At 48.7% G+C, this 23,567-nt stretch carries 24 protein-coding genes, 1 tRNA gene and 4 pseudogenes; 8 read left to right on the top strand and 21 right to left on the bottom strand.

The genetic code is table 11. The features are described from left to right. Positions 1-27: 27 nt before the first annotated feature. The 4 genes from fimZ to fimW form a co-directional block, all read right to left on the bottom strand. Complete coding sequence (gene fimZ, locus ACLJPE_RS08400) at positions 28-660, bottom strand: fimbria biosynthesis transcriptional regulator FimZ (protein WP_000801272.1); 633 nt, start codon at positions 658-660, stop codon at positions 28-30. Between the two features lie 603 nt (positions 661-1,263). Continuing rightward, a complete protein-coding gene (fimY, locus tag ACLJPE_RS08395; protein WP_001258112.1) occupies positions 1,264-1,986 on the bottom strand; it encodes a fimbria biosynthesis regulator FimY in 723 nt (240 codons plus the stop codon). 18 nt (positions 1,987-2,004) lie between these two features. Continuing rightward, complete coding sequence (locus ACLJPE_RS08390; protein WP_023197011.1) at positions 2,005-2,316, bottom strand: hypothetical protein; 312 nt, start codon at positions 2,314-2,316, stop codon at positions 2,005-2,007. A gap of 161 nt (positions 2,317-2,477) precedes the next feature. Continuing rightward, on the bottom strand, positions 2,478-3,074 hold the full coding sequence (fimW, locus tag ACLJPE_RS08385; protein WP_000948630.1) for a fimbria biosynthesis transcriptional regulator FimW: 597 nt from the start codon (positions 3,072-3,074) through the stop codon (positions 2,478-2,480). Between the two features lie 254 nt (positions 3,075-3,328). Here fimW and ACLJPE_RS08380 point away from each other — a divergent pair. Beyond that, positions 3,329-3,405 (top strand) — tRNA-Arg (locus tag ACLJPE_RS08380). Positions 3,406-3,431: 26 nt separating this feature from the next. Here the strand turns inward: ACLJPE_RS08380 and ACLJPE_RS08375 are convergent. The 8 genes and pseudogenes from ACLJPE_RS08375 to ACLJPE_RS08340 form a co-directional block, all read right to left on the bottom strand. Then, positions 3,432-3,530: pseudogene (locus ACLJPE_RS08375) on the bottom strand (hypothetical protein); the annotation flags it as partial. After that, positions 3,499-3,877 (bottom strand): annotated as a pseudogene (locus ACLJPE_RS08370) (IS3 family transposase); the annotation flags it as partial. The pseudogenes ACLJPE_RS08375 and ACLJPE_RS08370, both read right to left, overlap by 32 nt. A 70-nt stretch (positions 3,878-3,947) precedes the next feature. Next, positions 3,948-4,166 carry an IS3 family transposase gene (locus ACLJPE_RS08365; RefSeq protein WP_001575776.1) on the bottom strand — a complete coding sequence of 73 codons (219 nt, stop codon included), beginning with the start codon at positions 4,164-4,166 and terminating at the stop codon, positions 3,948-3,950. A gap of 386 nt (positions 4,167-4,552) precedes the next feature. Next, positions 4,553-6,205, bottom strand: a complete 1,653-nt coding sequence (gtrC1, locus tag ACLJPE_RS08360; protein ID WP_077912240.1) for a putative glucosyltransferase GtrC1 — start codon at positions 6,203-6,205, stop codon at positions 4,553-4,555. Next, a complete protein-coding gene (locus ACLJPE_RS08355; RefSeq protein ID WP_001528973.1) occupies positions 6,186-7,112 on the bottom strand; it encodes a glycosyltransferase family 2 protein in 927 nt (308 codons plus the stop codon). The genes gtrC1 and ACLJPE_RS08355 overlap by 20 nt, the downstream gene beginning before the upstream one ends. Further along, a complete protein-coding gene (locus ACLJPE_RS08350) occupies positions 7,109-7,471 on the bottom strand; it encodes a GtrA family protein (RefSeq protein WP_000915523.1) in 363 nt (120 codons plus the stop codon). Before ACLJPE_RS08350 ends, ACLJPE_RS08355 begins: the two co-directional genes overlap by 4 nt. Positions 7,472-7,895: 424 nt before the next feature. Beyond that, complete coding sequence (locus tag ACLJPE_RS08345) at positions 7,896-8,141, bottom strand: copE1 (protein ID WP_023212915.1); 246 nt, start codon at positions 8,139-8,141, stop codon at positions 7,896-7,898. A 137-nt stretch (positions 8,142-8,278) separates the two neighbouring features. Further along, positions 8,279-8,572, bottom strand: a pseudogene (locus ACLJPE_RS08340) (ATP-binding protein); the annotation flags it as partial. A 3-nt stretch (positions 8,573-8,575) separates the two neighbouring features. Between ACLJPE_RS08340 and ACLJPE_RS08335 the strand changes: the two are divergent. Further along, positions 8,576-8,842, top strand: a pseudogene (locus tag ACLJPE_RS08335) (efflux RND transporter permease subunit); the annotation flags it as partial. Between the two features lie 50 nt (positions 8,843-8,892). Here ACLJPE_RS08335 and rclR read toward each other — a convergent pair. Further along, positions 8,893-9,747 (bottom strand): reactive chlorine-specific transcriptional regulator RclR, encoded by an 855-nt coding sequence (rclR, locus tag ACLJPE_RS08330; protein WP_023232984.1) that lies wholly within the window; start codon positions 9,745-9,747, stop codon positions 8,893-8,895. Between the two features lie 215 nt (positions 9,748-9,962). On the opposite strand from rclR, the gene rclA reads away from it, so the two are divergent. From rclA to rclC, 3 genes are all read left to right on the top strand, one after another. Further along, positions 9,963-11,288, top strand: a complete 1,326-nt coding sequence (gene rclA / locus ACLJPE_RS08325; RefSeq protein ID WP_023212918.1) for a reactive chlorine resistance oxidoreductase RclA — start codon at positions 9,963-9,965, stop codon at positions 11,286-11,288. Positions 11,289-11,444: 156 nt separating this feature from the next. Continuing rightward, positions 11,445-11,681: a reactive chlorine resistance periplasmic protein RclB gene (gene rclB / locus ACLJPE_RS08320; protein ID WP_000922170.1), complete on the top strand. Its 237-nt coding sequence runs from the start codon at positions 11,445-11,447 to the stop codon at positions 11,679-11,681. Between the two features lie 12 nt (positions 11,682-11,693). After that, positions 11,694-12,254, top strand: coding sequence for a reactive chlorine resistance membrane protein RclC (gene rclC, locus ACLJPE_RS08315; RefSeq protein WP_000362177.1), 561 nt, complete (start codon positions 11,694-11,696; stop codon positions 12,252-12,254). Between the two features lie 71 nt (positions 12,255-12,325). Here the strand turns inward: rclC and ACLJPE_RS08310 are convergent, their stop codons facing one another. After that, positions 12,326-13,501: a DnaJ family molecular chaperone gene (locus ACLJPE_RS08310; protein WP_001033457.1), complete on the bottom strand. Its 1,176-nt coding sequence runs from the start codon at positions 13,499-13,501 to the stop codon at positions 12,326-12,328. Between the two features lie 325 nt (positions 13,502-13,826). Between ACLJPE_RS08310 and pheP the strand changes: the two genes are divergently transcribed. Then, a complete protein-coding gene (pheP, locus tag ACLJPE_RS08305) occupies positions 13,827-15,221 on the top strand; it encodes a phenylalanine transporter (RefSeq protein ID WP_000786283.1) in 1,395 nt (464 codons plus the stop codon). A 41-nt stretch (positions 15,222-15,262) separates the two neighbouring features. Here the strand turns inward: pheP and ACLJPE_RS08300 are convergent, their stop codons facing one another. Then, the gene (locus tag ACLJPE_RS08300) at positions 15,263-16,510 is read right to left on the bottom strand and encodes a mechanosensitive ion channel family protein (RefSeq protein WP_001156971.1); all 1,248 of its coding nucleotides are present in this window, start codon (positions 16,508-16,510) and stop codon (positions 15,263-15,265) included. 310 nt (positions 16,511-16,820) lie between these two features. Here ACLJPE_RS08300 and ACLJPE_RS08295 point away from each other — a divergent pair, with 310 nt between their 5' ends. Next, positions 16,821-18,791, top strand: coding sequence for an autotransporter domain-containing esterase (locus tag ACLJPE_RS08295; protein WP_023197012.1), 1,971 nt, complete (start codon positions 16,821-16,823; stop codon positions 18,789-18,791). Between the two features lie 265 nt (positions 18,792-19,056). Here ACLJPE_RS08295 and nfsB read toward each other — a convergent pair whose 3' ends face one another. The 3 genes from nfsB to ACLJPE_RS08280 all read right to left on the bottom strand — a co-directional run bounded on the left by nfsB (position 19,057) and on the right by ACLJPE_RS08280 (position 20,756). Then, positions 19,057-19,710, bottom strand: a complete 654-nt coding sequence (nfsB, locus tag ACLJPE_RS08290) for an oxygen-insensitive NAD(P)H nitroreductase (protein WP_000355866.1) — start codon at positions 19,708-19,710, stop codon at positions 19,057-19,059. A gap of 96 nt (positions 19,711-19,806) precedes the next feature. Continuing rightward, positions 19,807-20,175 carry an MmcQ/YjbR family DNA-binding protein gene (locus ACLJPE_RS08285; RefSeq protein ID WP_000348989.1) on the bottom strand — a complete coding sequence of 123 codons (369 nt, stop codon included), beginning with the start codon at positions 20,173-20,175 and terminating at the stop codon, positions 19,807-19,809. Then, complete coding sequence (locus ACLJPE_RS08280; RefSeq protein ID WP_000113609.1) at positions 20,175-20,756, bottom strand: TetR/AcrR family transcriptional regulator; 582 nt, start codon at positions 20,754-20,756, stop codon at positions 20,175-20,177. Before ACLJPE_RS08280 ends, ACLJPE_RS08285 begins: the two co-directional genes overlap by 1 nt. 288 nt (positions 20,757-21,044) lie before the next feature. Here ACLJPE_RS08280 and ACLJPE_RS08275 point away from each other — a divergent pair, with 288 nt between their 5' ends. Next, on the top strand, positions 21,045-21,386 hold the full coding sequence (locus tag ACLJPE_RS08275; protein WP_000155633.1) for a RamA family antibiotic efflux transcriptional regulator: 342 nt from the start codon (positions 21,045-21,047) through the stop codon (positions 21,384-21,386). Between the two features lie 5 nt (positions 21,387-21,391). On the opposite strand, the gene ACLJPE_RS08270 is transcribed toward ACLJPE_RS08275, so the two are convergent. The 3 genes from ACLJPE_RS08270 to entD all read right to left on the bottom strand — a co-directional run bounded on the left by ACLJPE_RS08270 (position 21,392) and on the right by entD (position 23,541). Then, complete coding sequence (locus ACLJPE_RS08270; protein WP_000682497.1) at positions 21,392-21,640, bottom strand: DUF1158 family protein; 249 nt, start codon at positions 21,638-21,640, stop codon at positions 21,392-21,394. 66 nt (positions 21,641-21,706) lie between these two features. Next, positions 21,707-22,825 carry a YbdK family carboxylate-amine ligase gene (locus tag ACLJPE_RS08265; RefSeq protein WP_001196908.1) on the bottom strand — a complete coding sequence of 373 codons (1,119 nt, stop codon included), beginning with the start codon at positions 22,823-22,825 and terminating at the stop codon, positions 21,707-21,709. 11 nt (positions 22,826-22,836) lie between these two features. Further along, complete coding sequence (gene entD, locus ACLJPE_RS08260; protein WP_023232982.1) at positions 22,837-23,541, bottom strand: enterobactin synthase subunit EntD; 705 nt, start codon at positions 23,539-23,541, stop codon at positions 22,837-22,839. Between the last annotated feature and the right edge of the window lie 26 nt (positions 23,542-23,567).

Here is a 23,567-nt window from a genome sequence, read left to right as displayed (position 1 = left end):
CCGAACGATAATTCGCCGGGAGTACATTTACAATAATTCGTGTGATTTGGCGTAATCGATAAGCTCAACGATAGAGTGAAGGCCAAGTTTAGAAAATATATTGGCCTTATGCGCGCTGATAGTCTTGTTACTCAATAAAAGTTGCTCGGCAATTTCTTTGTTAGACATTCCATTGGCCAGATAGCGCAGCACGGTGACTTCGCGGTTAGAAAGTGGCATATCATGGTGCCCGCCTTTGGGGGGACGGGTATTACTGATAAAGTTAAGCGTCTCAGATGGAAAAAAAGAATAGCCGGATAAAATCATTTTTACCGCATTATAAATATCATTGAGGTCTTTGCGTTTACTTACAAATCCGTTTGCGCCCGCTCTTATTGCTCTTCCGGCATAAAAAGCCTCTGATTTCGACGATAAAAAAAGTATCCGGGTATGTTCCTGGATAGATTTGATTCGTTTAAGTAAGGTAAAGCCGTCGGTGCCCGGTAATTCAATATCCAGAATGACAAGGTCAACAGGATAAGTGCGCAGATACTCTATCGCTGTTCGGCTATCATCCGTTTTCAGGACAACCTGAATATTGCTATTTTTACCGAGTAAAACTTCGATCGACATTCTTACAATAGGGTGTTCGTCCATAATGATAACAGATGCAGGTTTCATTGTTGTATGCCTCAGACTGTTATGCGTCCTTCGTTTTAGAATAAGCGTCAGACACCTTAAAGATTGTGAAATAGCCAGATCTACACACCACACAGTGGAGCAATAATAAAGAATGAGACTTCCCTGTTGACTGGCTATTTTGCGTAAGAGTAATAAATATGTGGAATGTCCATTTCGCACCAACAAAAAAGAAATTTCTGATTAAGTAAAAACAATATGGATTATACCTGGTCTGATTTCTCGGAAAAGTCTTGCGAAATGCGAATTATGGATAGCGGGTAGGATGTTCTGTGGCGTTATAGAAAATTTGTTCGTGGTGGAGCTATTTTCTTTGGAGTTGACATTGAGTAGTTTAAACTGTTGTTTTTAAGTATAAAAATAATATGAAAGACTAATTGTTTAGTATTTGTTATGTAATAACAGAAAGATGTTGACGCTGGAGACCTCAAAAAACGAGGAGGGACAGGGGACGATGTAAGAAAAAAATTTTTATCGCTTACCAGGACGAGTTGTAAATATTAATTTTATGTGAAATATTTACATTTAATGGAAGTGAAAATAAGTAATTTCTTAAAAAATCTTATTCGCCAAAACGTTACTCCGTTAAAAAATATCGTGGAAAGTAACGTTTAGCTGCTGGATCAGCCGAAGAAAGCTTTGCCTGTGGGGAAGGTTAAGGAGGGTGATAAGTTGTTTAAGCCGGTAAACTACACGATGATAAGATACGCTTTGCTGACGTGCTATTTCTTTTAAAGAGGCACCTTGCGCTAAAGTTTCAATCATCAACCAGTCAGTACGGCTAAAGCTTTCCGATAAGCGAGGTTCGGCGGCTGATAACAAGGCTTCGCGTACTGAAGCCAGATTTTGTCGTCGTGACAGAACAAAAAAACGCCCAGCCATACGGATAAACTGTGTTATAGCGGCGGTTTTATCTGATACCAGCAGGTAAATCTGGATATCGCTTTGTTGCCAACTGAGCGCGCGTAGCTGGTTAAGCGCCTCAATACAGGAGACAGGTAGCGTCTCCATATCTACAATCAGTTGTCTGAGCGACCCCTTTTCAATCCACAAAGAAATGTCATCTAATGAGCGGAATGCTGCGGTACGTTTTCCGGAAAATAAGTAGTGACTCAATGAATAGCCGAGGTAGTTATCAGTTGTAATTATTGCCTGGGAAATGATACCAACCGGCAAGGCATAATTAAGCTGTTGGTCCAGTAACTCAAGGCGATCAAATATCTGCGGCGTTGGAGAGTGATAACGGCAGGCGCAGTCTTTGGCATTTCTTAAACGGCGGTGTCTTTCCCTGCGTGGTACGCTGCGCATCCTGCTTTTTCCATTGCTCTAATATATATCTGGTAATATGGCTGGCCATAAATAACCTTGTCCCATCGTTGCACCAGCGTAAAAAGCAATGCTTCGTTGCTCTGATGTTTCAATGCCTTCCATCAGCATTAACTGCTGAAAAAAAACTTCGCTATCATGTTCTGACGGAAATTGCGTCAGGTCCTCATAGCCGATTAATTGCGCAGTTGAGAGATGAACGATTGGCTCAGATTTTAACAATCCGCTGTTGAGATATGAATGGCGTGTTGGCGAAGATGCCAGGTGTGGGGGATTTATCCTTTCCTTTAATAAAGTACCCTGTGCCACCAAACACTCCTCCAGGCATTTATGATACAGTCATATATTTTCGACCCCTGAATCTATCAGGATATTATGAGCATCATTGTGGCAGCGTTAAAAAAATGCCTGTAGGTATCGTTACTTAATTATTGGTGAGATATTTCGTAAGCCTTGTAAAAAGTTAAGTGAGTTTACTTACTGAGTAAGAAATGAAGGTTAACTCTAATATACTTTAAAAACTGCTGCTCCGTTCTAACATGTAATTTGCGCATAATGCTCCGGCGGAGTGACTTTGTCTGCTCTTCAGAAAGTGAAAGTAAAGCAGCCGTTTCGCTTAAATGATAACCGCTGGCGATCAGTTTTAACAGGTGACGTTCTGTTACTGAAAAATGACGAGTCGTGCAGTAGTGGCAAATGCCAGAAGGGACGCTATGTCGAAGCGCTCGCTTATGTAAGATCAATATCATTTTCCGGGTAATTTCTTCAACATCATCTTCCCGATAAATATGCGGCAGCATATACAGACATGGTCTGAACATGAGCTTTTCTTTATCGCATTTATTACAAATAATTACCCGTAGCTGATGTTGGGTATGCATAGGTATCTGGTAACAGCCTGCGCTGAACCAATCATCATCCAGGGCCAGGAAAGCGATATCGGCATTATCTATCTCTTCTGGCGGCAGAAAGTCAATTTTCTGCTGCCATTGATTCGCCAGACGCGTCATGATGATTTTCAACCCATGCTCAAAGTGACTGTTTTGTTCCTTAATAGCGATACTCAGCATAAAAAATATCCTACACGGCAGGTGAATCATGGTGAAATATTAAAGAAACTGATTGATTATCTAAATACTGGCGGCCTTAATTCCCACTTTATGCGTGCTGAGATGTGTCCAGGCGATTTCCTGGAACCTGGCATTGCGCCAGAAAAGACGATATTCGTACACTTAGTCAGCAACCAGAACAAAAGCCATTGACTCAGGAGTACCTGACCGTATAATTCTCGCGTTTCGTCTACACGAAGTCTTCACTTCACAAGGCGCCCTTAGCTCAGTTGGATAGAGCAACGGCCTTCTAAGCCGTGGGTCGCAGGTTCGAATCCTGCAGGGCGCGCCACTTATATATCAACTGGTTACGCCTCTTTAATTCTCATATGGGACATCATCACCAAAAATGTCGTCTATTTTCCTCGCGTGTTCCGTTAAATGATTAGGCGCAAGGTGAGCATATCTGTGAATCACCACGGATAACCTGGACACTTCTGAGTCGTTGATGATATAGGTTTTCATATTCAGCCGGTGGCATCTGTTCGCTCGAACCATGCCGGCGTCTACTGTTATAAAACATTTCTATGTAATCAAAAATATCGCTTCTGGCTTCGTCTCTCGTTCCGTAGATCTTTTCCTTTATCCGTTCACGCTTCAGTAGCTGGAAAAAGCTTTCTGCAACCGCATTGTCATGACAGTTGCCACGACGGCTCATTCTGCTCTCCAGTCCGTGCGATTTCAGGATCGACTGCCATTCATAGCGGGTGATTACGTCGCCACACGGCCATCAGAAGCGCATTCAGGACTCTATCTTTTGTCATTCATGGTTGCAGTGACCAATTGAATCTATTGCGGCTTTTTTTAATATGTCCCGTTCGTCAGTAACCCGCTTCAACTCTTTCGGGAGTCGGCGGATTTCGGTCTGATCATCTGACTGCTCTTTATTTCTTTATTGGTGGAGGAGTTCGACCCGTACTTCTTTATCCTGGCGTAAAGACTGTGGGTAGTAATATCGAGATGTGTTGCGACGCTGGAAACAGAATGGCCACGCTCAACAACCTGTCTTACCGCTTCAATTTTAAACTCTTCGGGATAACGTTTACCGCTCATGGGCACCTCTCTTTAAGTCATCTTAAATGGCTCTGAGGTGTCTGTTAAACCTGTGGCGATTCACATTGACCGCAGATTGTCAGGTTCCTTTACCCGGTAGTGAAACCAGTAGGGGGCAGTTTATCCGCACTAAAAGACGGTGTTCCTGCATCTGTGGTGGAGTTGAACCGGATGGGCTTTGGGCACATGCGTATCCTTGCGTGTATTGGTCAGTTGCCGGAGTCTGGATTAATGCACTATGGCTCCGTTGGGTTCTTTTTTGGGACTGATGGTGCATTGCGACTTCTTGCTAAGAAACCTGATGGGGCATTTGTGACATACGATATGTAGGAATCCCCGCCGCCCGTTACCCATTGGTGGCGGGGAACATTAATTATACATGAATGTTATTTAATTATTTCCGTAATATTCTCATTTGTCCTCGCCCCTGTTCTAACGTCCCATGTCCCAGATGTAATTGATTCTAATTCATTTGAATCTATGCCGTTAATCGCCCGCCCGGAAAGCCATCTTCCGTCTATTTGGAATGTCTTCTTGTCGACATCTGCATTTATAATTTTTCCATCCTTTGTTTTAAAGCTAATGAACATCGCTGTATTCTCATCAAGAGAATCAGCAGGATTCTTATTAAACTCAAATATTACAAATGTTTTAATGCCCATTTGCTGTTTATATATCCATAATGATTTTATATAAACGTTGTTACATATTTTTGCGTTAATATTAAGAGGCTTGAAATTAAAGGCTCGTGAATAGTCGAAAAATCCTGGAGCAGTTATTTTCAAATCAATCCCGTAGTATCTAGACATTGCTTCACTGTTAAACGTATCAAGACTTGGGCCTGCATGCAGTACCGGTGGAAAGTAATAATCAGGAATTATCGCTTGATCTTGTTTGTTATGTTTCGCCCTGTCTATTATTTCTTCCCTAATCTCCGTTTGTTTGCTTATTGATTTAATTGATGAGTAATAGAGGATGTATGATGGAATGAAATATAAAAAAGCCATTGCATATGTAGTAACAGATAAATAAATGGAAGCCTTGTTAAATTTCGTAAATGCAGAATGAGCAACAAAGGAAATCGAAAGAATCATAAAGCAGAGTGCTCCATTGAGAGCCCTGCTGGGCATTGCAGGAGATGCAAGGAACGCAACATTTGCAGCAATTGCACCCAGTATGAATAAAAAGCTTCCAAACATAAGTTTGCTGCTACTATTCCTTGATAACACTACAGAGATTAGTAGTATTATAAATGCAATATAGACCTGCCAATATGCCCCCATTGCTGATGGCAGCCTTTCTGAAAAGTGCTCAAGAACCCTCCATGCAATTGGTTGATTGTACCAGTCTTGTATTGTAGACGCACGGGATAGGTTTCCCGGAGCCAGCAGGAGAACCCCCGCGCCTATTGCAGATCCGAATACGCCAATCAGTAAATATTTATTCCTATTCATTATAAAGAAATATACTACAGAAATTAATACAACTACAAGAGATGTATTTTCATTTGAGCAACCTGCAAATATCGATGATATGGCATATACAAAGAGTATTACATTGGATTTTTTACCATTGCTTAAATATATAGAAATTAGTATATAAATGGCAATGAACATGTTGGTCCATAAGTAATTTGCTGACCCAACAAGCCAGAAGTTAGTTTGACCGAGGGCTGGATTTGCAATGAAGTATAAGAAAAATAAGAAAATCATCACATATGGGGACGGTGACGACTTTGTTAATGTAGCTGGGATCATTGTCCAGCACAACACCATTAATGTTAGCGCTGCTGAGTTTATTGCATTGTAAATATGCGGGGAGAAAAACTTTAATAGAGATGTGCTGATCGTATCTGACACAACCCTTCCGCTCCATCCTAAATAGTGCATTTTTACGCTAGAAAGCGAAAGCTCTCTTAGGGCATAAGTATAGTCATCAGAGTTCATTGGTGTGATAAATCCTATTGAATACACCAACGAGAAAACTATAAGGATAGCAATTACCATTTTTAATCTATTGTTAACCATTTTTCTTCTCATTCTTAATTATGTACTTAGGCCTTTTTTTTGTTTCTATGTAAATCCTTCCAATATATTCCCCAAGAATACCTATTCCTATCAATTGAACGCCACCCAGAAAAAGTACAGAAACAAGAAGAGACGGGTAGCCAGGAACATTATTTCCAAATATTAATTTATCAATAATCATCCATGCACCGTAAAGGAATGACATACCTGCAATAAACAATCCAATGTAAGTCCATATACGGAGCGGAAATGTTGAGAAAGAAGTTATTCCTTCCAGCGCCAGATTCCATAATTTCCAGCCATTGAATTTTGAATCGCCGGCAATACGCTCAGCGCGGGCGTATTCAACTACATCAGTCTTGCCGCCCACCCATGACAGAACGCCTTTCATAAACAGATTACGTTCTGGCATCTGTTTAATATTTTCGACGACCTCACGGCTCATTAACCGGAAATCACCGACGTTCTCTTCAATTTTCGGATTGCTGATTTTATTATGCAGCTTATAAAACCATTCAGCTGTCTTACGCTTCATGCGCCCGTCAGTTGAGCGGTCTGAGCGCTTAGCCAGCACCATATCCGCGCCAGCCTGCCACTTCTCAATGAGATGAGGGATAACTTCTATCGGATCCTGTAAATCGACATCAATAGGAATGACCGCATCCCCGGTTGCATGGTCGAGACCCGCGAAAAGAGCAGGTTCTTTACCGAAGTTTCGCGTAAACGAAAGCGGAATAACGAGCGGATCAGATGCAGCTATTTTGTTAATTATTGATTCAGTCGCATCTTTGCTTCCATCGTTGATGAAAACAATCTCAACTTCATACGGTTTCAGCTCTTCAAACTCGCGAACCGTTTTATAGAAAATAGGTATCGTGGCTTCTTCATTGAAGACCGGAACGACTAACGAGATTTTCATTTCGCATCCCTAAAGACAATGAACTTTGAATAAATGAATCCGCATATCAGGCTGATAGCTGAAAAGGTGACAAGAGTAAGGAGTGGCGGCAGGGAACATTTGTCAGCCATCCAGCCAACAACGGCGCTCAGTGTTCCCATAAATCCCACGTACATCATGTAGCGAAGCGTGGTGGTGCTGGCGTTAAAGGTGAAGCGCGCATTGGCATAGAAGCTGAACGATACGGCGATAACAAAACCGGAAAAGTTCGCCAACGCCTGATGCGTATGCATCCCATACACACAAAAAGCAAATACGCCCCAATGAATAAGCGTGTTAAGAACACCGATCGATGTGTACTTAGCGAATAACTTCAACATTATGAAAATCAGCGGATTCGGAAAGGTCTGAAGTGTAGCACTACAAATTGCTTTGATCGATATAAACGATCAATAATGTGTTATTTGATAGTTTAAAGTTATTGTTATCTTATTAATTGATCGTTGTTACCGATCAATTGGGGCTGCTGATTGCTAAGTGGTTTGGGACAAAAACGGGACACACAAAGCTTTGCATCGGCTTGCAAGGCTTTGCATGTTTTTCGAGGATGGGACGAGTGTGAGTGCCGTAGTAATGGGATAACTTGTTGTTAGCTCAGGTAGTTCCAGAAACATCTAAGCCGTGGGTCGCAGGTTCGAATCCTGCAGGGCGCGCCATTTAACCTCTCAAAATTATGTTAATCCGTAAGCTTCTGCGGCGGCGACGTTGCGCCATCCGCAGTACGTGACGCTAATATGCAAATAACTAATTGCGTTTAATCTGTTTATGGTGCTCCTCAGCCTGGATCTCGTGGGCGAAAGAATGGGCATTATTCATCGATTGATGGATGACCATTGCTTTTTCATAGTCGTCCATTTCAGAAAAGGGTGTCGCATTTTCCACAGTAGCCGGGGCGCTGGGTTTCTGTGTCTGAGCCATTTGCTGATGCGCGAAGGCGTCACCGTTATTCATCATCTCATGCGCCGTGGCGGATAATTGGCGGGATTCCATTTTCTCTGCGGCGTTTACGCCAGCTGAAATAAAAAAACGACAGCTAAAAGGGATGTAAACTTATTTATCTTATTTCTCCGGTGTGGGTTAATAAGAGAAATAATAAAACAGTCGTTGGGTCTGGCGCGTGACGGGATAATGACGATGGATTTTACAATTGCCAGGCCTATACCGCTGCCTTCCCCTTTACGCTGGTGGGAGGGATCAATGCGATAAAAACAATCGAAAAGGCGCGGCAAATGTTCCGGCGCGATTGGCGTACCGGGGTTTTCAACAATAATATGTATCTGGTCGTCCGCTTCTTTTATCTGAAGAGTAATGGTTTTACCCGGCGGCGTATAGCGCATCGTATTAGAGAGTCAATTACTGATGGCTCTGCGCAGCATGATGGGATCGCCGGTGATCCAGTAGGCGCGGCCTTCAAAGCGCAAGCTCCCAACACCTTTTCGGCAGAAAAACTCGATGAGGCGCTTTACCACGGGGCGGTGCTCCGGGTGCGGCCAAAAGCCATGACGGTAGCGGTGATTATCGCCGGTCTGCTGCCTGTTTTATGGGGGACCGGCGCGGGTTCTGAGGTGATGAGCCGTATTGTCGCGCCGATGATCGGCGGCATGATTACCGCGCCGTTGCTGTCGCTGTTCATCATTCCGGCAGCCTACAAGCTGATGTGGCTGCGCAGGCATCGTCGCCTTGCGGCATAACGTGTGCCGCCCGCCTGCGGCGTCAAACTGCAGGCGGGTTCAGCATACGTTTATCGTCCGAGTGCGTTGACCCGTTTGCGGTATTCGCCTGGTGTACAACCGAATTCACGGACAAAAGCTTTGTGAAAAGAAGATTCGCTCGCATAACCTACCGACTCGGCAATCACCATCACCGGCAGCGCTTCACGCGACAGGGTCTGGGCAGCGATTTGCAGGCGCAGCGTTGTTAACACGGCTAAGGGCGTCGTCGCGGACACGTCGCGAAATAGCTGGGCGAAGCTCGCCCGCGACATGTGTACCCGTTGCGCCAGCGTTTCGACCGTCCAGGGATGCGCCGGTGTTTCCAGCATGTGAAGGATCACGCGGCCCAGCCGGGGATGCAGCAATAAATTGAGCACGCTTTTCGCTGTGCCAGCCTGCGATAGCCAGTCGCGAACGGCGAGGGTAAACAGCGTGGCGCACTGCTGACTGTATAAGACATCAGCGCCAGGTAAATGGCGTTCTGACTCCTGCTGTAACAGCAAAATGGCGGCGTTAAGCCAGATACTGGCGGGGCTATGCGGCGGCGGGGCAAGACATAACACTTCCGGCAACGCGGTAAGGAAATAACGTGACGTCGCGTGCAGACGTAGACTACCGCACACGATATGTGTCGGTGCTTCGCCAGACTGGCGCAAACGGTGGGCGGAGTTTTGCGGCAGAATCACCACCTTTCCCGGCGTAAGCGTCATGGCGTCGCCGGTAGGCATTTCCAGTTGCGCTTCGCCCTGCGTAACGGTATGCCAGCGAATCACCGATAGCTCGCCAGCGGCGTGCGGCAACTGCCAGTCGCCGCCTAACGGGCAATTCTTGTCGATTGAGCCCTGAGGGGCGTTAAGCGTCAATAGCCGACTAAGCGCATCCATATAGACTCCAGAACAGATTCTTTTTCAAAAATAGGGATAACCATTTCTGTCTATTTTCACTATATTTCGGACTTGATGTCATTTCTACTCTTGTTTTTGCTAACCGCCAATTTAGACGATAAGACAAAAAATGACGCGTTGCGGATAACCCTGTCTTTTTTGACGTTATTTATACTTGTCCTGACAAACAGATGGTGATTTGGCGGAGAAAGAAGATGACACAGTATCAGGCGCTCATTATTGGTTTTGGCAAGGCAGGAAAAACGTTGGCGGCAACTCTGGCGAAGACGGGATGGCGCGTGGCGATTATCGAACAGTCCGCCAGTATGTTCGGCGGAACCTGCATCAACATTGGCTGTATTCCAACGAAAACGCTGGTGCATGATGCGGAACGTGAGGGCGATTTTTCTGTCGCCATGCAACGCAAAGCGGCGGTCGTAAATTTTTTACGCGACAAAAATTTTCATAATCTTGCCGACTTGGACAATGTCGATGTGATTGAGGGAAGGGCGGAGTTTATTGATAACCATACCTTACGGGTATTTCAGGCGGACGGCGAGCGGGTGTTACGGGGAGAAAAGATCTTCATTAATACTGGCGCAGAGTCGGTGATCCCGGCTATTACGGGCTTAACAACGACGGCGGGGGTGTTCGATAGTACCGGGTTACTCAGCCTGAGCCAGCGCCCGGCGCGGCTGGGGATTTTAGGCGGTGGTTATATTGGCCTTGAATTTGCCTCAATGTTCGCCAACTTCGGTACGAAGGTCACTATCTTTGAAGCAGCGCCGCAATTCCTGCCTCGTGAAGATCGGGATATCGCGCAGGCAATTATCCGTATTTTACAGGAAAAGGGCGTCGAGCTGATTTTAAACGCCAACGTACAGGCCGTATCCTCAAAGGAGGGCGCGGTACAAGTAGAAACGTCGGAAGGCGCGCATCTTGTGGATGCCCTGCTGGTGGCGTCGGGGCGAAAACCGGCGACGGCTGGCTTACAGTTGCAGAACGCCGGCGTGGCGGTGAACGAACGCGGCGGGATCATCGTGGATGATTACCTGCGTACCACGGCGGACAATATCTGGGCGATGGGCGACGTTACCGGTGGGTTGCAGTTTACCTATATTTCACTGGATGATTTTCGTATTGTACGCGACGGATTATTGGGAGATGGCAAACGCAGTACCCGCGATCGCCAGAACGTTCCGTATTCCGTCTTTATGACGCCGCCGCTCTCTCGTGTCGGGCTGACGGAAGAACAAGCGCGGGCAAGCGGCGCAACGGTGCAGGTGGTGACATTACCGGTGGCGGCGATCCCTCGCGCCCGTGTTATGAACGATACCCGTGGCGTACTAAAAGCGGTAGTGGACGTGAATACGCAGCGTATCGTAGGGGTGTCATTGTTATGCGTCGATTCTCATGAAATGATTAATATCGTTAAAACCGTTATGGATGCAGATTTACCTTATACGGTGTTACGCGACCAGATCTTTACCCATCCTACAATGAGTGAGTCTTTAAACGATCTCTTCTCTCTCATTAAGTAAAACATAAATAACGTAGCCCTGTTAATCAGGGCTTTTTTTTGCCTGTCAGGCTATAAAAATACGCCAGGACAAATATGCTGGCGTCTGAAAGAAAAGGCTTTAGTCAGGCGTAACGTATTATAACACCATTGAAATAACCCACGACTGGAAATCTCGATGTTAAAAGTTACCACACTTATTGCTTCATTATTGGCTGCGCCGCTGGCGTTTTCCGCCTCCGCCCAGCCGCTAACTGACGTTGAATATATCAGCGTTTCTGCGGTGTCAGCAACGCCGTCAATGCTTGAAGACGCTATTGCCAGACTGGCGCAAAGTAAACAGGCGTCGTCATGGAAAATTACGTCCATGCGTATTGATAATACGGGTTACGCCACTGCGATATTATATAAATAAGGAGAGCCTGAGATGGATAAATATCTTCGTCTGTTAAGTCAGGGGGATCGGCTGGGATTAACATTAATTCGCCTGAGTATCGCCATCGTTTTTATCTGGATTGGGCTACTAAAATTTGTGCCCTATGAGGCAGACAGTATTACCCCGTTTGTAGCGAACAGCCCGTTTATGTCTTTTTTCTATGAACATCCGGAAGAATATCGTCAGCATCTGACTCATGAGGGCGAACTAAAGCCGGAGGAACGCGCCTGGCAAACCGCCAATAATACGTATGCGTTTTCGGATGGTCTGGGCGTGGTGGAATTGATTATCGCGGCGCTGGTACTGGCTAACCCTGTCAGCCGCTGGTTAGGGCTGGCAGGCGGCGTGCTGGCATTCCTGACGCCATTTGTCACGCTGTCGTTTTTAATCACCACGCCGGAGGCCTGGGTTATGCCGCTGGGCGATGCGCATTATGGTTTTCCGTATTTATCGGGCGCCGGGCGGCTGGTATTAAAAGATACGTTAATGCTGGCAGGTGCGGTGATGATCATGGCGGACTCCGCCCGTTCGTTACTTTTACAGCGACAGTAGCGACCCTCTTACCCTCTTTATGCCGCGATTCGTCGGGTGGCGCTTGCGCCATCCGACAATGTGTTGATGAACTACCCTGACAGAAGTTCCTGTTCCACCTGTTGAACCTGCGCCTCCAGCGTATTGCGAATTTCGGTTAGCGCCCGTTCCTGCTCGGAGAAATAGGCTTCCTTATCCGCAACGGAAGAGGCGAGCCGCCAGGCGTTTTCCGTTTCCAGTTGCGTTATCTCTTTCAACAGCGCGTCGATTTGTGTGCGGAGCTGGCGTATTTTATGGCGCAGATGTTCCAGGTTATTTAGCCTGTCGCTTGCCATCATCGGTTCCAGGCCGCTTTGCAGCTGCGTCAATAACGCGCGAATTGCCGCCAGATCGGCATTCTGTCGCGCCTGATTAAGCTGTACCATCATCTGGTGCGCTTTTTCTTTCAATTCATCGGCGACTACATCCGGGTGACACAGGCGGCTGGCCTGACGCCACAAACGTTTTAATTCACTGCGTTCGTCAGCCGACAAACGTTGATCGCGGGCGTAGCGGAATTGCGCTTCCTGCTGCTGCTCCCGGTACTGGTGATAGTCCTGTTCCGCATTTTCCTGCGCCTGGCGGAATGCGCTGTCGTCCTGATGGGAAAAATCCGCTTCCAGCTCGCGAATTTCCGCCAGCAACGCGGTAATTAATTCCGTCTGCTGCTGGATTCGCTGACGGATGCCCACCGCTTCGCGCGAGGCGGCATTCAATCCTGTCCACTGCTGTTTTAGCGTTGCCAGTTGATCCACGGCCTGGGAAATAAATTGCAGGCAGGATTGATAATCCTTTTCCCGGCGTTTTATTTCGGCTTCTTGCTTACGCTGCATACTCACCGCGAGCTGTTTACGCAACTCCAGAATACGGCTCATCAACGGCCCGAGACGCAGATGATAGAGGTCGTTGAAATCGTCGAGGATTTGTACCCGCGCATTTCGTTTGTCAATCAGATCGCGAAGTTGGGCTTCAAGTGCTTTCAGCTCCAGTTTACTGGCGGCAATAGAGGGATCTTGCCACGTCGAGAGCGCCCGTTGAGCCTGTAGCCAGGCGGCGATCTCTTGCATGGCGTCACTGAATCTACGAGCTTCAATCGCCTGGGCAATGGCGCTGATTACGGCATCCTGCGGCTCATTTTTCAGGTAGATGAGCTGCTGACGGATAATCTCTTCGTCCTCAAGTTCGATGGCGCTTTTGATGATCTCTAAACGTTTGATGATCTTATTCATGACGTTGATGCCTGGCGTGGCTCAAAAACGGATAACAGATACCAGGTCTGATTCACCTTTTTGAAAATACTGAAAAAATACTAAATGTATTCTGTAGGGTGTCGTACTTTTCGTCCAGAGTTATTCACATATTTTATACTCGGCGTCTGTCACCCGTAACGTTCTATATCGGCGCGCACTCTTTTCTTTTTACTGCCCGCGACATCTTTTTTTACACAATAACGTTAACGTCCGGAGTTGAGCCTTGACAAACGATTGCGCCTTGCGGCAGCGAGAGCGAAATGTTAAAAGGTGCCCCTCAATAAAAACGATACAGGGGTAGGACGTGAAAAACGCGTCAACTGCATCCGGCGCCAGCGTGTCGGATGCCGCGTCGAAGAATGAACCGACGCTTCAACGGGGGTTGCAAAACCGCCATATTCAGCTAATCGCGCTGGGCGGCGCCATTGGCACCGGACTGTTTTTGGGCATCGGCCCGGCGATTCAAATGGCGGGGCCGGCTGTTTTGTTGGGCTATGGCGTTGCCGGGATTATCGCTTTTCTCATTATGCGCCAGTTGGGTGAAATGGTCGTGGAAGAGCCGGTTTCCGGATCGTTTGCCCACTTCGCCTGGAAATATTGGGGGCCGTTTGCGGGCTTTTTGTCGGGCTGGAACTATTGGGTCATGTTTGTGCTGGTCGGGATGGCGGAGCTGACCGCGGCGGGCATCTATATGCAGTACTGGCTGCCTGACGTACCAACATGGATTTGGGCGGCGGCATTTTTTATTATCATTAATGCCGTAAATCTGGTGAACGTTCGTCTGTATGGCGAAACGGAATTCTGGTTCGCGCTCATTAAAGTGCTGGCGATTATCGGCATGATAGGTTTTGGTCTGTGGCTGCTGTTCTCCGGCCACGGCGGCGAACATGCCAGCATTGATAACCTCTGGCGTTATAACGGTTTCTTCGCTACCGGTTGGCATGGTTTGCTTCTGTCGCTGGCGGTGATTATGTTTTCTTTTGGCGGACTGGAGCTGATCGGCATTACTGCGGCGGAAGCGCGCGATCCGCAAAAAAGCATTCCGAAAGCGGTGAATCAGGTGGTATACCGTATTTTGCTGTTCTACATCGGTTCGCTGGTGGTGTTGCTGGCGCTCTATCCGTGGGTAGAGGTGAAATCCAATAGCAGCCCTTTTGTGATGATCTTCCATAACCTGGACAGTAATGTGGTGGCTTCGGCGCTGAATTTCGTTATTCTGGTCGCGTCGCTTTCGGTGTATAACAGCGGCGTTTATTCGAACAGCCGAATGCTGTTCGGCCTGTCCGTACAAGGCAATGCGCCGAAATTTTTAACCCGCGTCAGCCATCGCGGCGTGCCGGTGAACTCGCTGATACTTTCCGGAGCGATTACCTCGCTGGTGGTGCTGATCAACTATCTGTTGCCGCAAAAAGCGTTTAGCCTGTTGATGGCGCTGGTTGTCGCGACGCTATTGCTAAACTGGATAATGATTTGTCTCGCGCATTTACGTTTTCGCGCGGCGATGCGTCGTAAAGGGCGCGAGACGCAATTTAAGGCGCTGTTCTATCCCGCCGGAAACTATTTGTGCATTGCGTTTCTGGCGCTGATTCTGGTGTTAATGTGTACGATGGACGATATGCGATTGTCGGCGATTTTGCTGCCGGTATGGATTGTATTCCTGTTTATCGCGTTTACAGTTTTGCGCCGTAAGGCTCATTAACTTTTTTGCCCGATCCCATGCTCATGCGATCGGGCAATCCATTAATGCCGCAATGTCCCTGACAGCGCGCGAATATCGCTGCCGGTCGGCGTCTGATGAATACGCAAGCCGAACTCTTCCACCACGGCAAAAATATGGTCGAAAATATCGGCCTGGATGCTCTCATATTCCAGCCACACGACGGTATTGGTAAAGGCGTAGATCTCTATCGGCAAACCATGATCGTCAGGCGCCAGTTGGCGTACCATCAGCGTCATGTCTTTACGGATGCGCGGATGGTGGCGTAAATATTCGTTCAGATAGGCGCGAAATGTCCCGATATTGGTCATTCGGCGGTGATTTAAGGCTGATTCCGGCGCATCCAGTTGTTTATTCCATTCATCGATTTCCTGATGACGACTGGTAAGGTACGGCTTTAACAGTTGCGCGGTTAACAGCCGCTGTTTTTCATCATCATCCAGAAAATGGATACTGGTCGCGTCAATATTAATGCTGCGTTTAATCCGGCGTCCGCCGGACGCAGACATGCCGCTCCAGTTTTTGAACGAGTCGGAAACCAGCGACCAGGTGGGAATGGTGGTGATGGTATTATCCCAGTTGCGTACTTTTACCGTGGTTAAACCAATATCAATGACCGCGCCATCTGCGCCATATTTCGGCATTTCCAGCCAGTCGCCCAGTTTGAGCATATCGTTGGCGGAAAGCTGTATACCGGCAACCAGGCCAAGAATCGGGTCTTTAAAGACCAGCATTAATACCGCGGCCATCGCGCCCAGCCCGCTGATTAAAATTGCTGGTGACTGGCCAATCAGTAGTGAGATCATCAGAATGCCGACGATAATTGCGCCGATGAGCTTAATACCCTGAAATATTCCTTTTAGCGGTAACTGAGAGGCGGCGGGCCATTTTTGCGATAGATTGAAAATCACGTCCAGCAGAGAAAATAACGACAGCAGGGCGTAGGTCATAATCCATAACTGCGCGCAGGTCGTCAGGATATCCGCAGCCTCACTGCCTTTTTGTAGCCAGAGCGCGGCCTGAATATTGACAATGATGCCTTGCAGCGTAAAAGCCAGACGATGGAATAATTTATTCTGGGTAATAATTTGCAGCCACAGGCGGGAACTGGCGCTGGCACGTTTTTCGAAAGCGCGCAGTACTATCCAGTGCAAAATAATATGCACGACAACTGCCGTCAGAAAAATAATACCAAATATCACCACCAGCGACGTGGTGTGATTCATTTCAATTCCCGCTAAATCTTCTACCTGGGATATCAATTCCTGCATAATCTCTCCTTTATAAACAGCAGCCTATGATGACTGCTGAATGGCATTTATGCAAATCAGGACGCTCGCGCTTCAGGCATAATCAGCAACAGACGGGTAAAAGCGCTTCAGGGGTTATCCATACGCTATATTTTATCCAGCGCCCCATAAACGTCGTTATTTTACGCCACCCCATTTTTTTGAACAGGCGCCAGTTCGTCAACAATGGATGAAAACATTTTAACCAGAATGCTTAAAACGATTGCAATGTTTCTGTCGGATGATGATTAGCACCGTCGTACCTCTCAACAATAACATTAAGGAACATCGGATGACCCAAAAGCGTACCCTGCTAAAATACGGCATACTCTCGCTGGCGCTGGCCGCGCCATTATCTGCCTGTGCGTTTGACTCTCTTACGGTATTTGGCGATAGCCTTAGCGATACCGGGAATAACGGTCGCTGGACCTGGGATAGTGGTCAAAATAAGCTCTACGACGAACAGTTGGCCGAACGATTTGGGCTGGCATTAAGCCCTTCCAACAATGGCGGTTCTAATTATGCCGCCGGCGGCGCGACGGCGACCCCGGAATTAAACCCGCAGGATAATACCGCGGATCAGGTACGGCAGTGGCTTGCCAAAACGGGGGGAAAAGCCGACCACAACGGTTTGTATATTCACTGGGTCGGCGGAAACGATCTGGCGGCGGCCATCGCGCAACCAACCATGGCACAGCAAATAGCCGGTAATAGCGCCACTAACGCGGCGGCGCAGGTAGGACTGTTACTGGATGCCGGCGCCGGGCTGGTTGTGGTGCCAAACGTACCGGATATTAGTGCGACGCCAATGCTTCTGGAGGCGGTAATCACCGCCGGGCTGGGCGCAGCGGCGCCTCCGGCGTTAAAAGCGGCGTTAGACGCGCTGGCGGAGGGTGCTACGCCCGATTTCGCCAGTCGACAACAGGCGATCCGCAAGGCGTTGCTGGCGGCGGCTGCAACGGTAAGCAGCAATCCGTTTATTCAGCAACTGCTCGTTGAGCAACTGCTGGCGGGCTATGAAACGGCGGCAGAGCAGGCGTCAGCTCTGACCGATTATTATAATCAGATGGAAGAGAAGGGGCTGGAGCAACACGGCGGCAATATAGCCCGTGCCGATATCAACGGCCTCTTTAAGGAAATTCTTGCCAACCCGCAGGCGTTTGGTCTGACAAATACCGTAGGTATGGCCTGCCCGCCGGGCGTATCCGCTTCGGCGTGCTCCTCGGCAATGCCTGGATTTAATGCGTCGCAGGACTATCTGTTTGCCGATCATTTACATCCCGGTCCGCAGGTCCATACCATTATTGCGCAATATATCCAGTCGATCATTGCCGCGCCGGTACAGGCGACATACCTGAACCAAAGCGTTCAGTCGATGGCGCAAGGCAGTCGTACCACGCTTGACAGCCGTTATCAGCAGCTTCGCCAGGGGGAAAATCCTGTTGGTTCACTGGGCATGTTCGGCGGATACAGCGGGGGATATCAACGTTATGATAATAATGAGGCCGACGGGAACGGTAATCATAATAATCTGACGGTTGGCGTCGATTATCAGCTTAACGAGCAGGTACTGCTGGGAGGGCTGATAGCCGGTTCTCTGGATAAGCAACATCCTGACGATAATTATCGTTATGATGCCCGCGGTTTTCAGGCCGCCGTATTCAGCCATTTACGCGCTGGTCAGGCGTGGCTGGATAGCGATTTACACTATCTGTCCGCTAAATTCAGTAACATCCAGCGCAGTATAACGCTCGGTGCGCTAAGACGGGTGGAAGAGGGCGAAACCAACGGTCGGCTGTGGGGCGCGAGGTTAACCAGCGGTTATGATTTTGTCATGATGCCGTGGTTAACGACCGGACCGATGCTGCAATATGCATGGGATTACAGCCACGTTAATGGTTATAGCGAGAAGCTCAATACCAGTACATCAATGCGTTTTGGCGACCAAAACGCCCATTCGCAGGTGGGTAGCGCTGGTTGGCGTCTGGATCTCCGCCACAGCATCATTCACTCCTGGGCGCAGATTAATTATCGCCGTCAGTTTGGCGATGATACGTATGTGGCGAACGGCGGCCTTAAATCGACCGCGCTGACGTTTAGCCGCGACGGAAAAGCGCAGGATAAAAACTGGGTTGATATCGCGATTGGCGCAGATTTTCCGCTGTCGGCAACGGTGTCCGCTTTCGCCGGGCTGTCGCAAACGGCAGGGTTAAGCGATGGCAATCAAACCCGTTATAACGTTGGGTTTAGCGCCCGATTTTGATGACACGCCAGGGAGGACCAACCCCGTGGTGACAATATCGCCATCGTAGGCGCAAACCGGTGTCACGCCGTTTTCTCCTTCATCCAGATAGGGGTATCCAGATATGGCAAACGGCGTGCCAGTTTTAAATATTATTTATTTTCAATAGGTTGAAAGAGGAAGTTAACACTAGCGATGTAAAACCTGGCACTTCGCGCCATTGATCATTGAGGAACCTGGCAGAAAGGTGAAAAAAGCCGGACGGGCGTCCGGCTTAGGCAGGGGATTAAACTTCCGTCAGTGTGGTTTCAAGCGGCAGACGTGATTTCGGCAGCCCGGCGTTGAAATCCTCGACGCTATGATGGCCGACCGGCACCACGACCAGACTGGTATAGCCTTTTTCTTTCAGACCAAATTCAGCGTCGAGCACCTCGGCGTCGAAACCTTCAATGGGGACGGCGTCGAGACCCATCGCGGCGACGCCCAGCAGAAAGTTACCGACGTTCAGATAGACCTGTTTCGCCATCCACTGGTGGTCATCTTTCAGCGAGACGCGGTGCATATCGGCGAAAAAGCGGCGACCTTTATCATTTGCCGCTTTAGCTTCCGGCGTAGCGAAACGGCCATCGGCTTCTTCCTGATCGACGACGCGGTCAAGCCATGCGTCATCCATTGCGGTTTTTGCGCAGAAGACCACCACATGGGAGGCGTCTAACATTTTACGTTCGTTAAACACATAATTGGCGGCGGCGGATTTTGCGACACGCGCTTTGCCCTCTTCCGTACTGGCGACAATAAAGTGCCACGGCTGGGAATTGGTGCTGGAGGGGCTGTACTGTAGTAGTGTTTTTATTTTATCCGCTTCTTCGGCGGTCAGTTTTTTGCTGGGATCGAACGCCTTAGTGGAGTAGCGCTTTAAGGCGACAGAAACGATATCCATAAATGCTCCTGGTTGGTTTAGTACCCTTTTGTATCAGCAGGGTACCGGGTTATCGGTAAAAAGATAAGGGAGGAAAATGCGGAAACGGTTATTGCATCAGCGCGGCCGCAGGCGCAGTTGCTCTCTTTTAGGCAGCCCGTCTACGACCAGATTCCATGAGTCATTTATCAAATCGTTGAGTAGCGAGACGGTGATATCCTCGCCCGCATAGACTGAAATCCAGTGTTTCTTATTCATGTGATAGCCAGGCGCAATGCTGGGGTAAATTTGTTGATTTACCAGGGATTTTTGGGGATCCGACTTCAGGTTCACCACTGGACGGCAGTGATGTTCAGTGAAAAGCATGAATATTTTGCCGCCGACTTTAAACACATCGTACTGTGGGCCGAAAGGCCAGCAGTGTTCGGTAAAAGGCAGTTCCAGCGCAAAGCGTTTTGCACAGGCGTGCAGTGTTTGACCGTCCATTATTGCTCCTCGCGAGTCAGCGCGCGCCACATGGCTTCGAATCCCAGCGCAATATATTCGCCAGCGCGAGCGGGATCGCGCGCGGCGAAATCCATTGTTGTTTCAGCCAGCGCCAGAAAAAGGCCGTCGCCGAAGGCGCGGTACTCATCCGACATAAACACCATCAAAACGGAACGATGACATAAATCGCGCAATTCGGGGAACATATCGTCGGCCCGTTGTTCCGTCTCTTTGGTGAGCTTTTCGCTGACGGCCAGTTGACGGATCGCCCGATGGCGCGCGGGATGGTTCAGACCCCAACTGATGTAACTGTTCCAGATAAAACGAGTCATCATTTTGGCATCGGTAATGGATCGATCCAGCTCCATTATCATTGACTGGCAGAGATCCTGCTTTAAATGCAAATACAACGTGTTAATCAGCTCATCTTTGGTCGCGAAATAGCGAAACAATGTTCCTTCTGCAACACCTGCGTTACGCGCAATCACCGCCGTTGAGGCAGCGATGCCGGATTGCGCTATCGCCTGGGTTGCCGCTTCCAGTAATGCTTGTTTTTTGTCTTCACTCTTCGGACGAGCCACTACACGTTACCCTTATGTCTGGAAAAACATGATTGAATCATGCCCGTTGTCGCGTCGCAACGGTGAATGTCAACCTTTGAAAAGTACCTTGACGGCGTATCTTTGCTTTCTATAATGAGTGCTTACTCACTCATAATCAAGGGCTGCCGCATGAAGTGGTAGAAAAGCATATTGCAGGCCATGCGATAAGCCGTCTCACAATTTGTGTGGTTATTACTATGCTTATTGCTGTTGCCGTAAATGTGCGGTGCGGGAGCCGCTGACGAGTTTGATAGAGGGGAGAGCACGATGACCATTTCCGCTCAGGTTATCGACACGATTGTCGAGTGGATTGATGATAATTTGAATCAGCCGTTACGTATTGATGATATTGCCCGTCATGCGGGGTATTCCAAGTGGCACCTGCAGCGCCTTTTTATGCAGTACAAAGGGGAGAGTCTGGGGCGCTACGTGCGTGAACGTAAGCTAAAACTGGCGGCGCGCGACCTGCGCGACACCGACCAGAAGGTGTATGATATTTGTCTAAAGTATGGTTTTGATTCGCAGCAAACCTTTACGCGCATTTTTACCCGCACGTTCAACCTGCCGCCAGGCGCTTATCGTAAAGAAAAGCATGGCCGTACGCATTGAAATGTTTAATCGGCCAGCGAAAACCAACGCCGCCAGATAAAGCGAATAACATAATATTCCAGCGCGCCGAGCAAAAGAAACCATAAACAAAACAACAAAGTATAAAGCTGGTTGAGATCCATAAGATGAAAGATCCCGACCAGTTTTTGCGCCAGCGCAAGGCCGAGCGAAGGGGCGGGCAGCAGCAGGCTGGAGAGCAACGCCATCAGCAAAATACCGGCAGCGGTCATCAATGATTCAAGCGGGTGTTTCATGGCTTTGTTAAACGTAAGTTAAAACGCCATTGTCCGGGATATCGCCTGGTAAGGCAAATATGCTGTCTATTGTCCCGCCCAGATTTCACAATGTTTTTGTACCAGGCCTATCAGCGATCCGCCGTCGGCAATAAACTCCCGCATATATTGCGCTTCGTTACCGCCTTTTTTCACCTGCAGACGTAGTGCGTCAATGGCGCTGTCGGCGCCCAGCTTGCGCGCAGAGGGGGTAACGTTGTCCAGCAGACGCAGCGTATCATCTGCCAGGCGACGGCGGTCGCCGGTATAGGCATCGGTTAGCACGCCCTCCAGACCATAGCGGCAAGCCTGAAAACGGTTGAATTTATATAACAGATAGTCTTGTTCCTGCGGTTTAAAGGGACGCTCGGTCAGCAGCCAGTGCGCGGTCGCCTGAATCAACCCTGCCATATTGATGGCATGATCAAGGGTGAGCGGCGTATCCATCACCCGAACTTCTACCGTGCCAAAGGCCGGGCTGGGGCGGATATCCCAGTGCAAATCTTTGATGCTGTCGATCATCGTGGTGTAAGACAGACGACGAAATAGTCCGGCAAACTCTTGCCAGTTACTGACCCACGGCATGGGACCGTTATCGGGAAAAGCGGAAAAAATATTCAGGCGCGCGCAGGCAAAACGGGTGTCAGATCCTTGCATATAGGGAGACGCGGCGGAGAGCGCAATAAAGTGTGGCACAAAATGCGACAGCCCGTGTAAAAGATAAATCGCATCGTCGCCGTTCGCGCAGCCGACGTGGACATGCTGGCCGAAAACCGTCGCCTGTTGAATTAAGTAGCCGAAATTTTCCAGCGTGCGTTGATAGCGCTCATTATCACAGACCTCCTGACGCTGCCATTTTTGAAAAGGGTGCGTACCGCCGCCGCAAATGCCGAGATGGTGTTCCGACGCCGCCTGTAAAATAACGTGCTGCATGGCAGAAAGTTGGGCCGCCGCCTGGTCAATATCGCGGCAGACGCCCGTGGCCATCTCCAGCATACTTTCGGTGATATCGTGCTTAATTTCTCCCGCAGTAAGTTGGGGCTTAACGGCGTCGATCAGTGTAGAAGAGTCCTGACTTAAATCGTAGCCAGGTGGATTGATCACCTGCATCTCCAGCTCAATACCAAGCGTATAAGGTTCAGAAACGTGAAAATCATTCAGCGCCATAGTGATCTCATTTATCGGGGTATTGCGCTAAGTATAGAAGCGGGAGCGCTCTTGTCGTGGGGAAAGCGCGTTATTGCAGAAACAAGAGTAATAACGCTATTGCCACGTTGAAACCATTCTGTACGGACGGTACGTTCAGCCATCGTGGCGGCAAAGGCTGGCAGCAGATGTAACGAGATGTGCGTGGCGGTAAGCGAGGTAACTTTTGCGCTATCGAATCCCGGGAGCGTGACGCGGTCTGAAAAGGCTTTATAAACGCTCTCTTTGGCGGAGAAAGCCAGCGTCAGGGCAAGTGGAAAAGGGAGCGAGCTCGCCTGGAGAATTTGGCGCTCATCGCTATCGATAATGGACGGCGCCAGCTCTGTCGCCGTGTGCTGACTCATGATTTTTTCTATATCAATGCCGACACGCTGTCGGGATATGACGGCCAGCGCCGTTGACGCACAGTGGCTGATGCTGCCAAATAGGCCGTCCGGCCATAGCGGCTGTCGCTTGTCGCCAATACCGGGCACCGCCCTGACTCCCACCTCGCGTAGCGCATGAACGGCGGCGATGCGGCCTGCCAGATGTTCAGCTTTACGCTTGCGTCCGGCAGACCGGAGCCGATCGTGATGAGGCAGCCATAACAGGTCGTGTTCGTGAAAGCTGCTCGCATCAAAGTCGACGATATGCAGCCTGCGTCCGGCAAAGGGAAGAGGAAAATGAGATGTCCGCATCGTTTTTTGCTAATTCCCTCCCCGAA

Origin of the sequence: Salmonella sp. SAL04196, assembly GCF_046550835.1 — a bacterium.
Classification (GTDB): domain Bacteria; phylum Pseudomonadota; class Gammaproteobacteria; order Enterobacterales; family Enterobacteriaceae; genus Salmonella; species Salmonella enterica.
This window is presented reverse-complemented; position numbering and strand designations above follow the sequence as displayed.

Excerpts from the sequence above, each read along its gene's own strand:
- fimZ (WP_000801272.1), bottom strand. The coding sequence starts at position 660 with ATGAAACCTGCATCTGTTATCATTATGGACGAACACCCTATTGTAAGA.
- fimY (WP_001258112.1), bottom strand. The coding sequence starts at position 1,986 with ATGCGCAGCGTACCACGCAGGGAAAGACACCGCCGTTTAAGAAATGCC.
- fimW (WP_000948630.1), bottom strand. The coding sequence starts at position 3,074 with ATGCTGAGTATCGCTATTAAGGAACAAAACAGTCACTTTGAGCATGGG.
- ACLJPE_RS08365 (WP_001575776.1), bottom strand. The coding sequence starts at position 4,166 with ATGAGCGGTAAACGTTATCCCGAAGAGTTTAAAATTGAAGCGGTAAGA.
- gtrC1 (WP_077912240.1), bottom strand. The coding sequence starts at position 6,205 with ATGAGAAGAAAAATGGTTAACAATAGATTAAAAATGGTAATTGCTATC.
- ACLJPE_RS08355 (WP_001528973.1), bottom strand. The coding sequence starts at position 7,112 with ATGAAAATCTCGTTAGTCGTTCCGGTCTTCAATGAAGAAGCCACGATA.
- ACLJPE_RS08350 (WP_000915523.1), bottom strand. The coding sequence starts at position 7,471 with ATGTTGAAGTTATTCGCTAAGTACACATCGATCGGTGTTCTTAACACG.
- ACLJPE_RS08345 (WP_023212915.1), bottom strand. The coding sequence starts at position 8,141 with ATGGAATCCCGCCAATTATCCGCCACGGCGCATGAGATGATGAATAAC.
- rclR (WP_023232984.1), bottom strand. The coding sequence starts at position 9,747 with ATGGATGCGCTTAGTCGGCTATTGACGCTTAACGCCCCTCAGGGCTCA.
- rclA (WP_023212918.1), top strand. The coding sequence starts at position 9,963 with ATGACACAGTATCAGGCGCTCATTATTGGTTTTGGCAAGGCAGGAAAA.
- rclB (WP_000922170.1), top strand. The coding sequence starts at position 11,445 with ATGTTAAAAGTTACCACACTTATTGCTTCATTATTGGCTGCGCCGCTG.
- rclC (WP_000362177.1), top strand. The coding sequence starts at position 11,694 with ATGGATAAATATCTTCGTCTGTTAAGTCAGGGGGATCGGCTGGGATTA.
- ACLJPE_RS08310 (WP_001033457.1), bottom strand. The coding sequence starts at position 13,501 with ATGAATAAGATCATCAAACGTTTAGAGATCATCAAAAGCGCCATCGAA.
- ACLJPE_RS08300 (WP_001156971.1), bottom strand. The coding sequence starts at position 16,510 with ATGCAGGAATTGATATCCCAGGTAGAAGATTTAGCGGGAATTGAAATG.
- ACLJPE_RS08295 (WP_023197012.1), top strand. The coding sequence starts at position 16,821 with ATGACCCAAAAGCGTACCCTGCTAAAATACGGCATACTCTCGCTGGCG.
- nfsB (WP_000355866.1), bottom strand. The coding sequence starts at position 19,710 with ATGGATATCGTTTCTGTCGCCTTAAAGCGCTACTCCACTAAGGCGTTC.
- ACLJPE_RS08285 (WP_000348989.1), bottom strand. The coding sequence starts at position 20,175 with ATGGACGGTCAAACACTGCACGCCTGTGCAAAACGCTTTGCGCTGGAA.
- ACLJPE_RS08275 (WP_000155633.1), top strand. The coding sequence starts at position 21,045 with ATGACCATTTCCGCTCAGGTTATCGACACGATTGTCGAGTGGATTGAT.
- ACLJPE_RS08270 (WP_000682497.1), bottom strand. The coding sequence starts at position 21,640 with ATGAAACACCCGCTTGAATCATTGATGACCGCTGCCGGTATTTTGCTG.
- ACLJPE_RS08265 (WP_001196908.1), bottom strand. The coding sequence starts at position 22,825 with ATGGCGCTGAATGATTTTCACGTTTCTGAACCTTATACGCTTGGTATT.
- entD (WP_023232982.1), bottom strand. The coding sequence starts at position 23,541 with ATGCGGACATCTCATTTTCCTCTTCCCTTTGCCGGACGCAGGCTGCAT.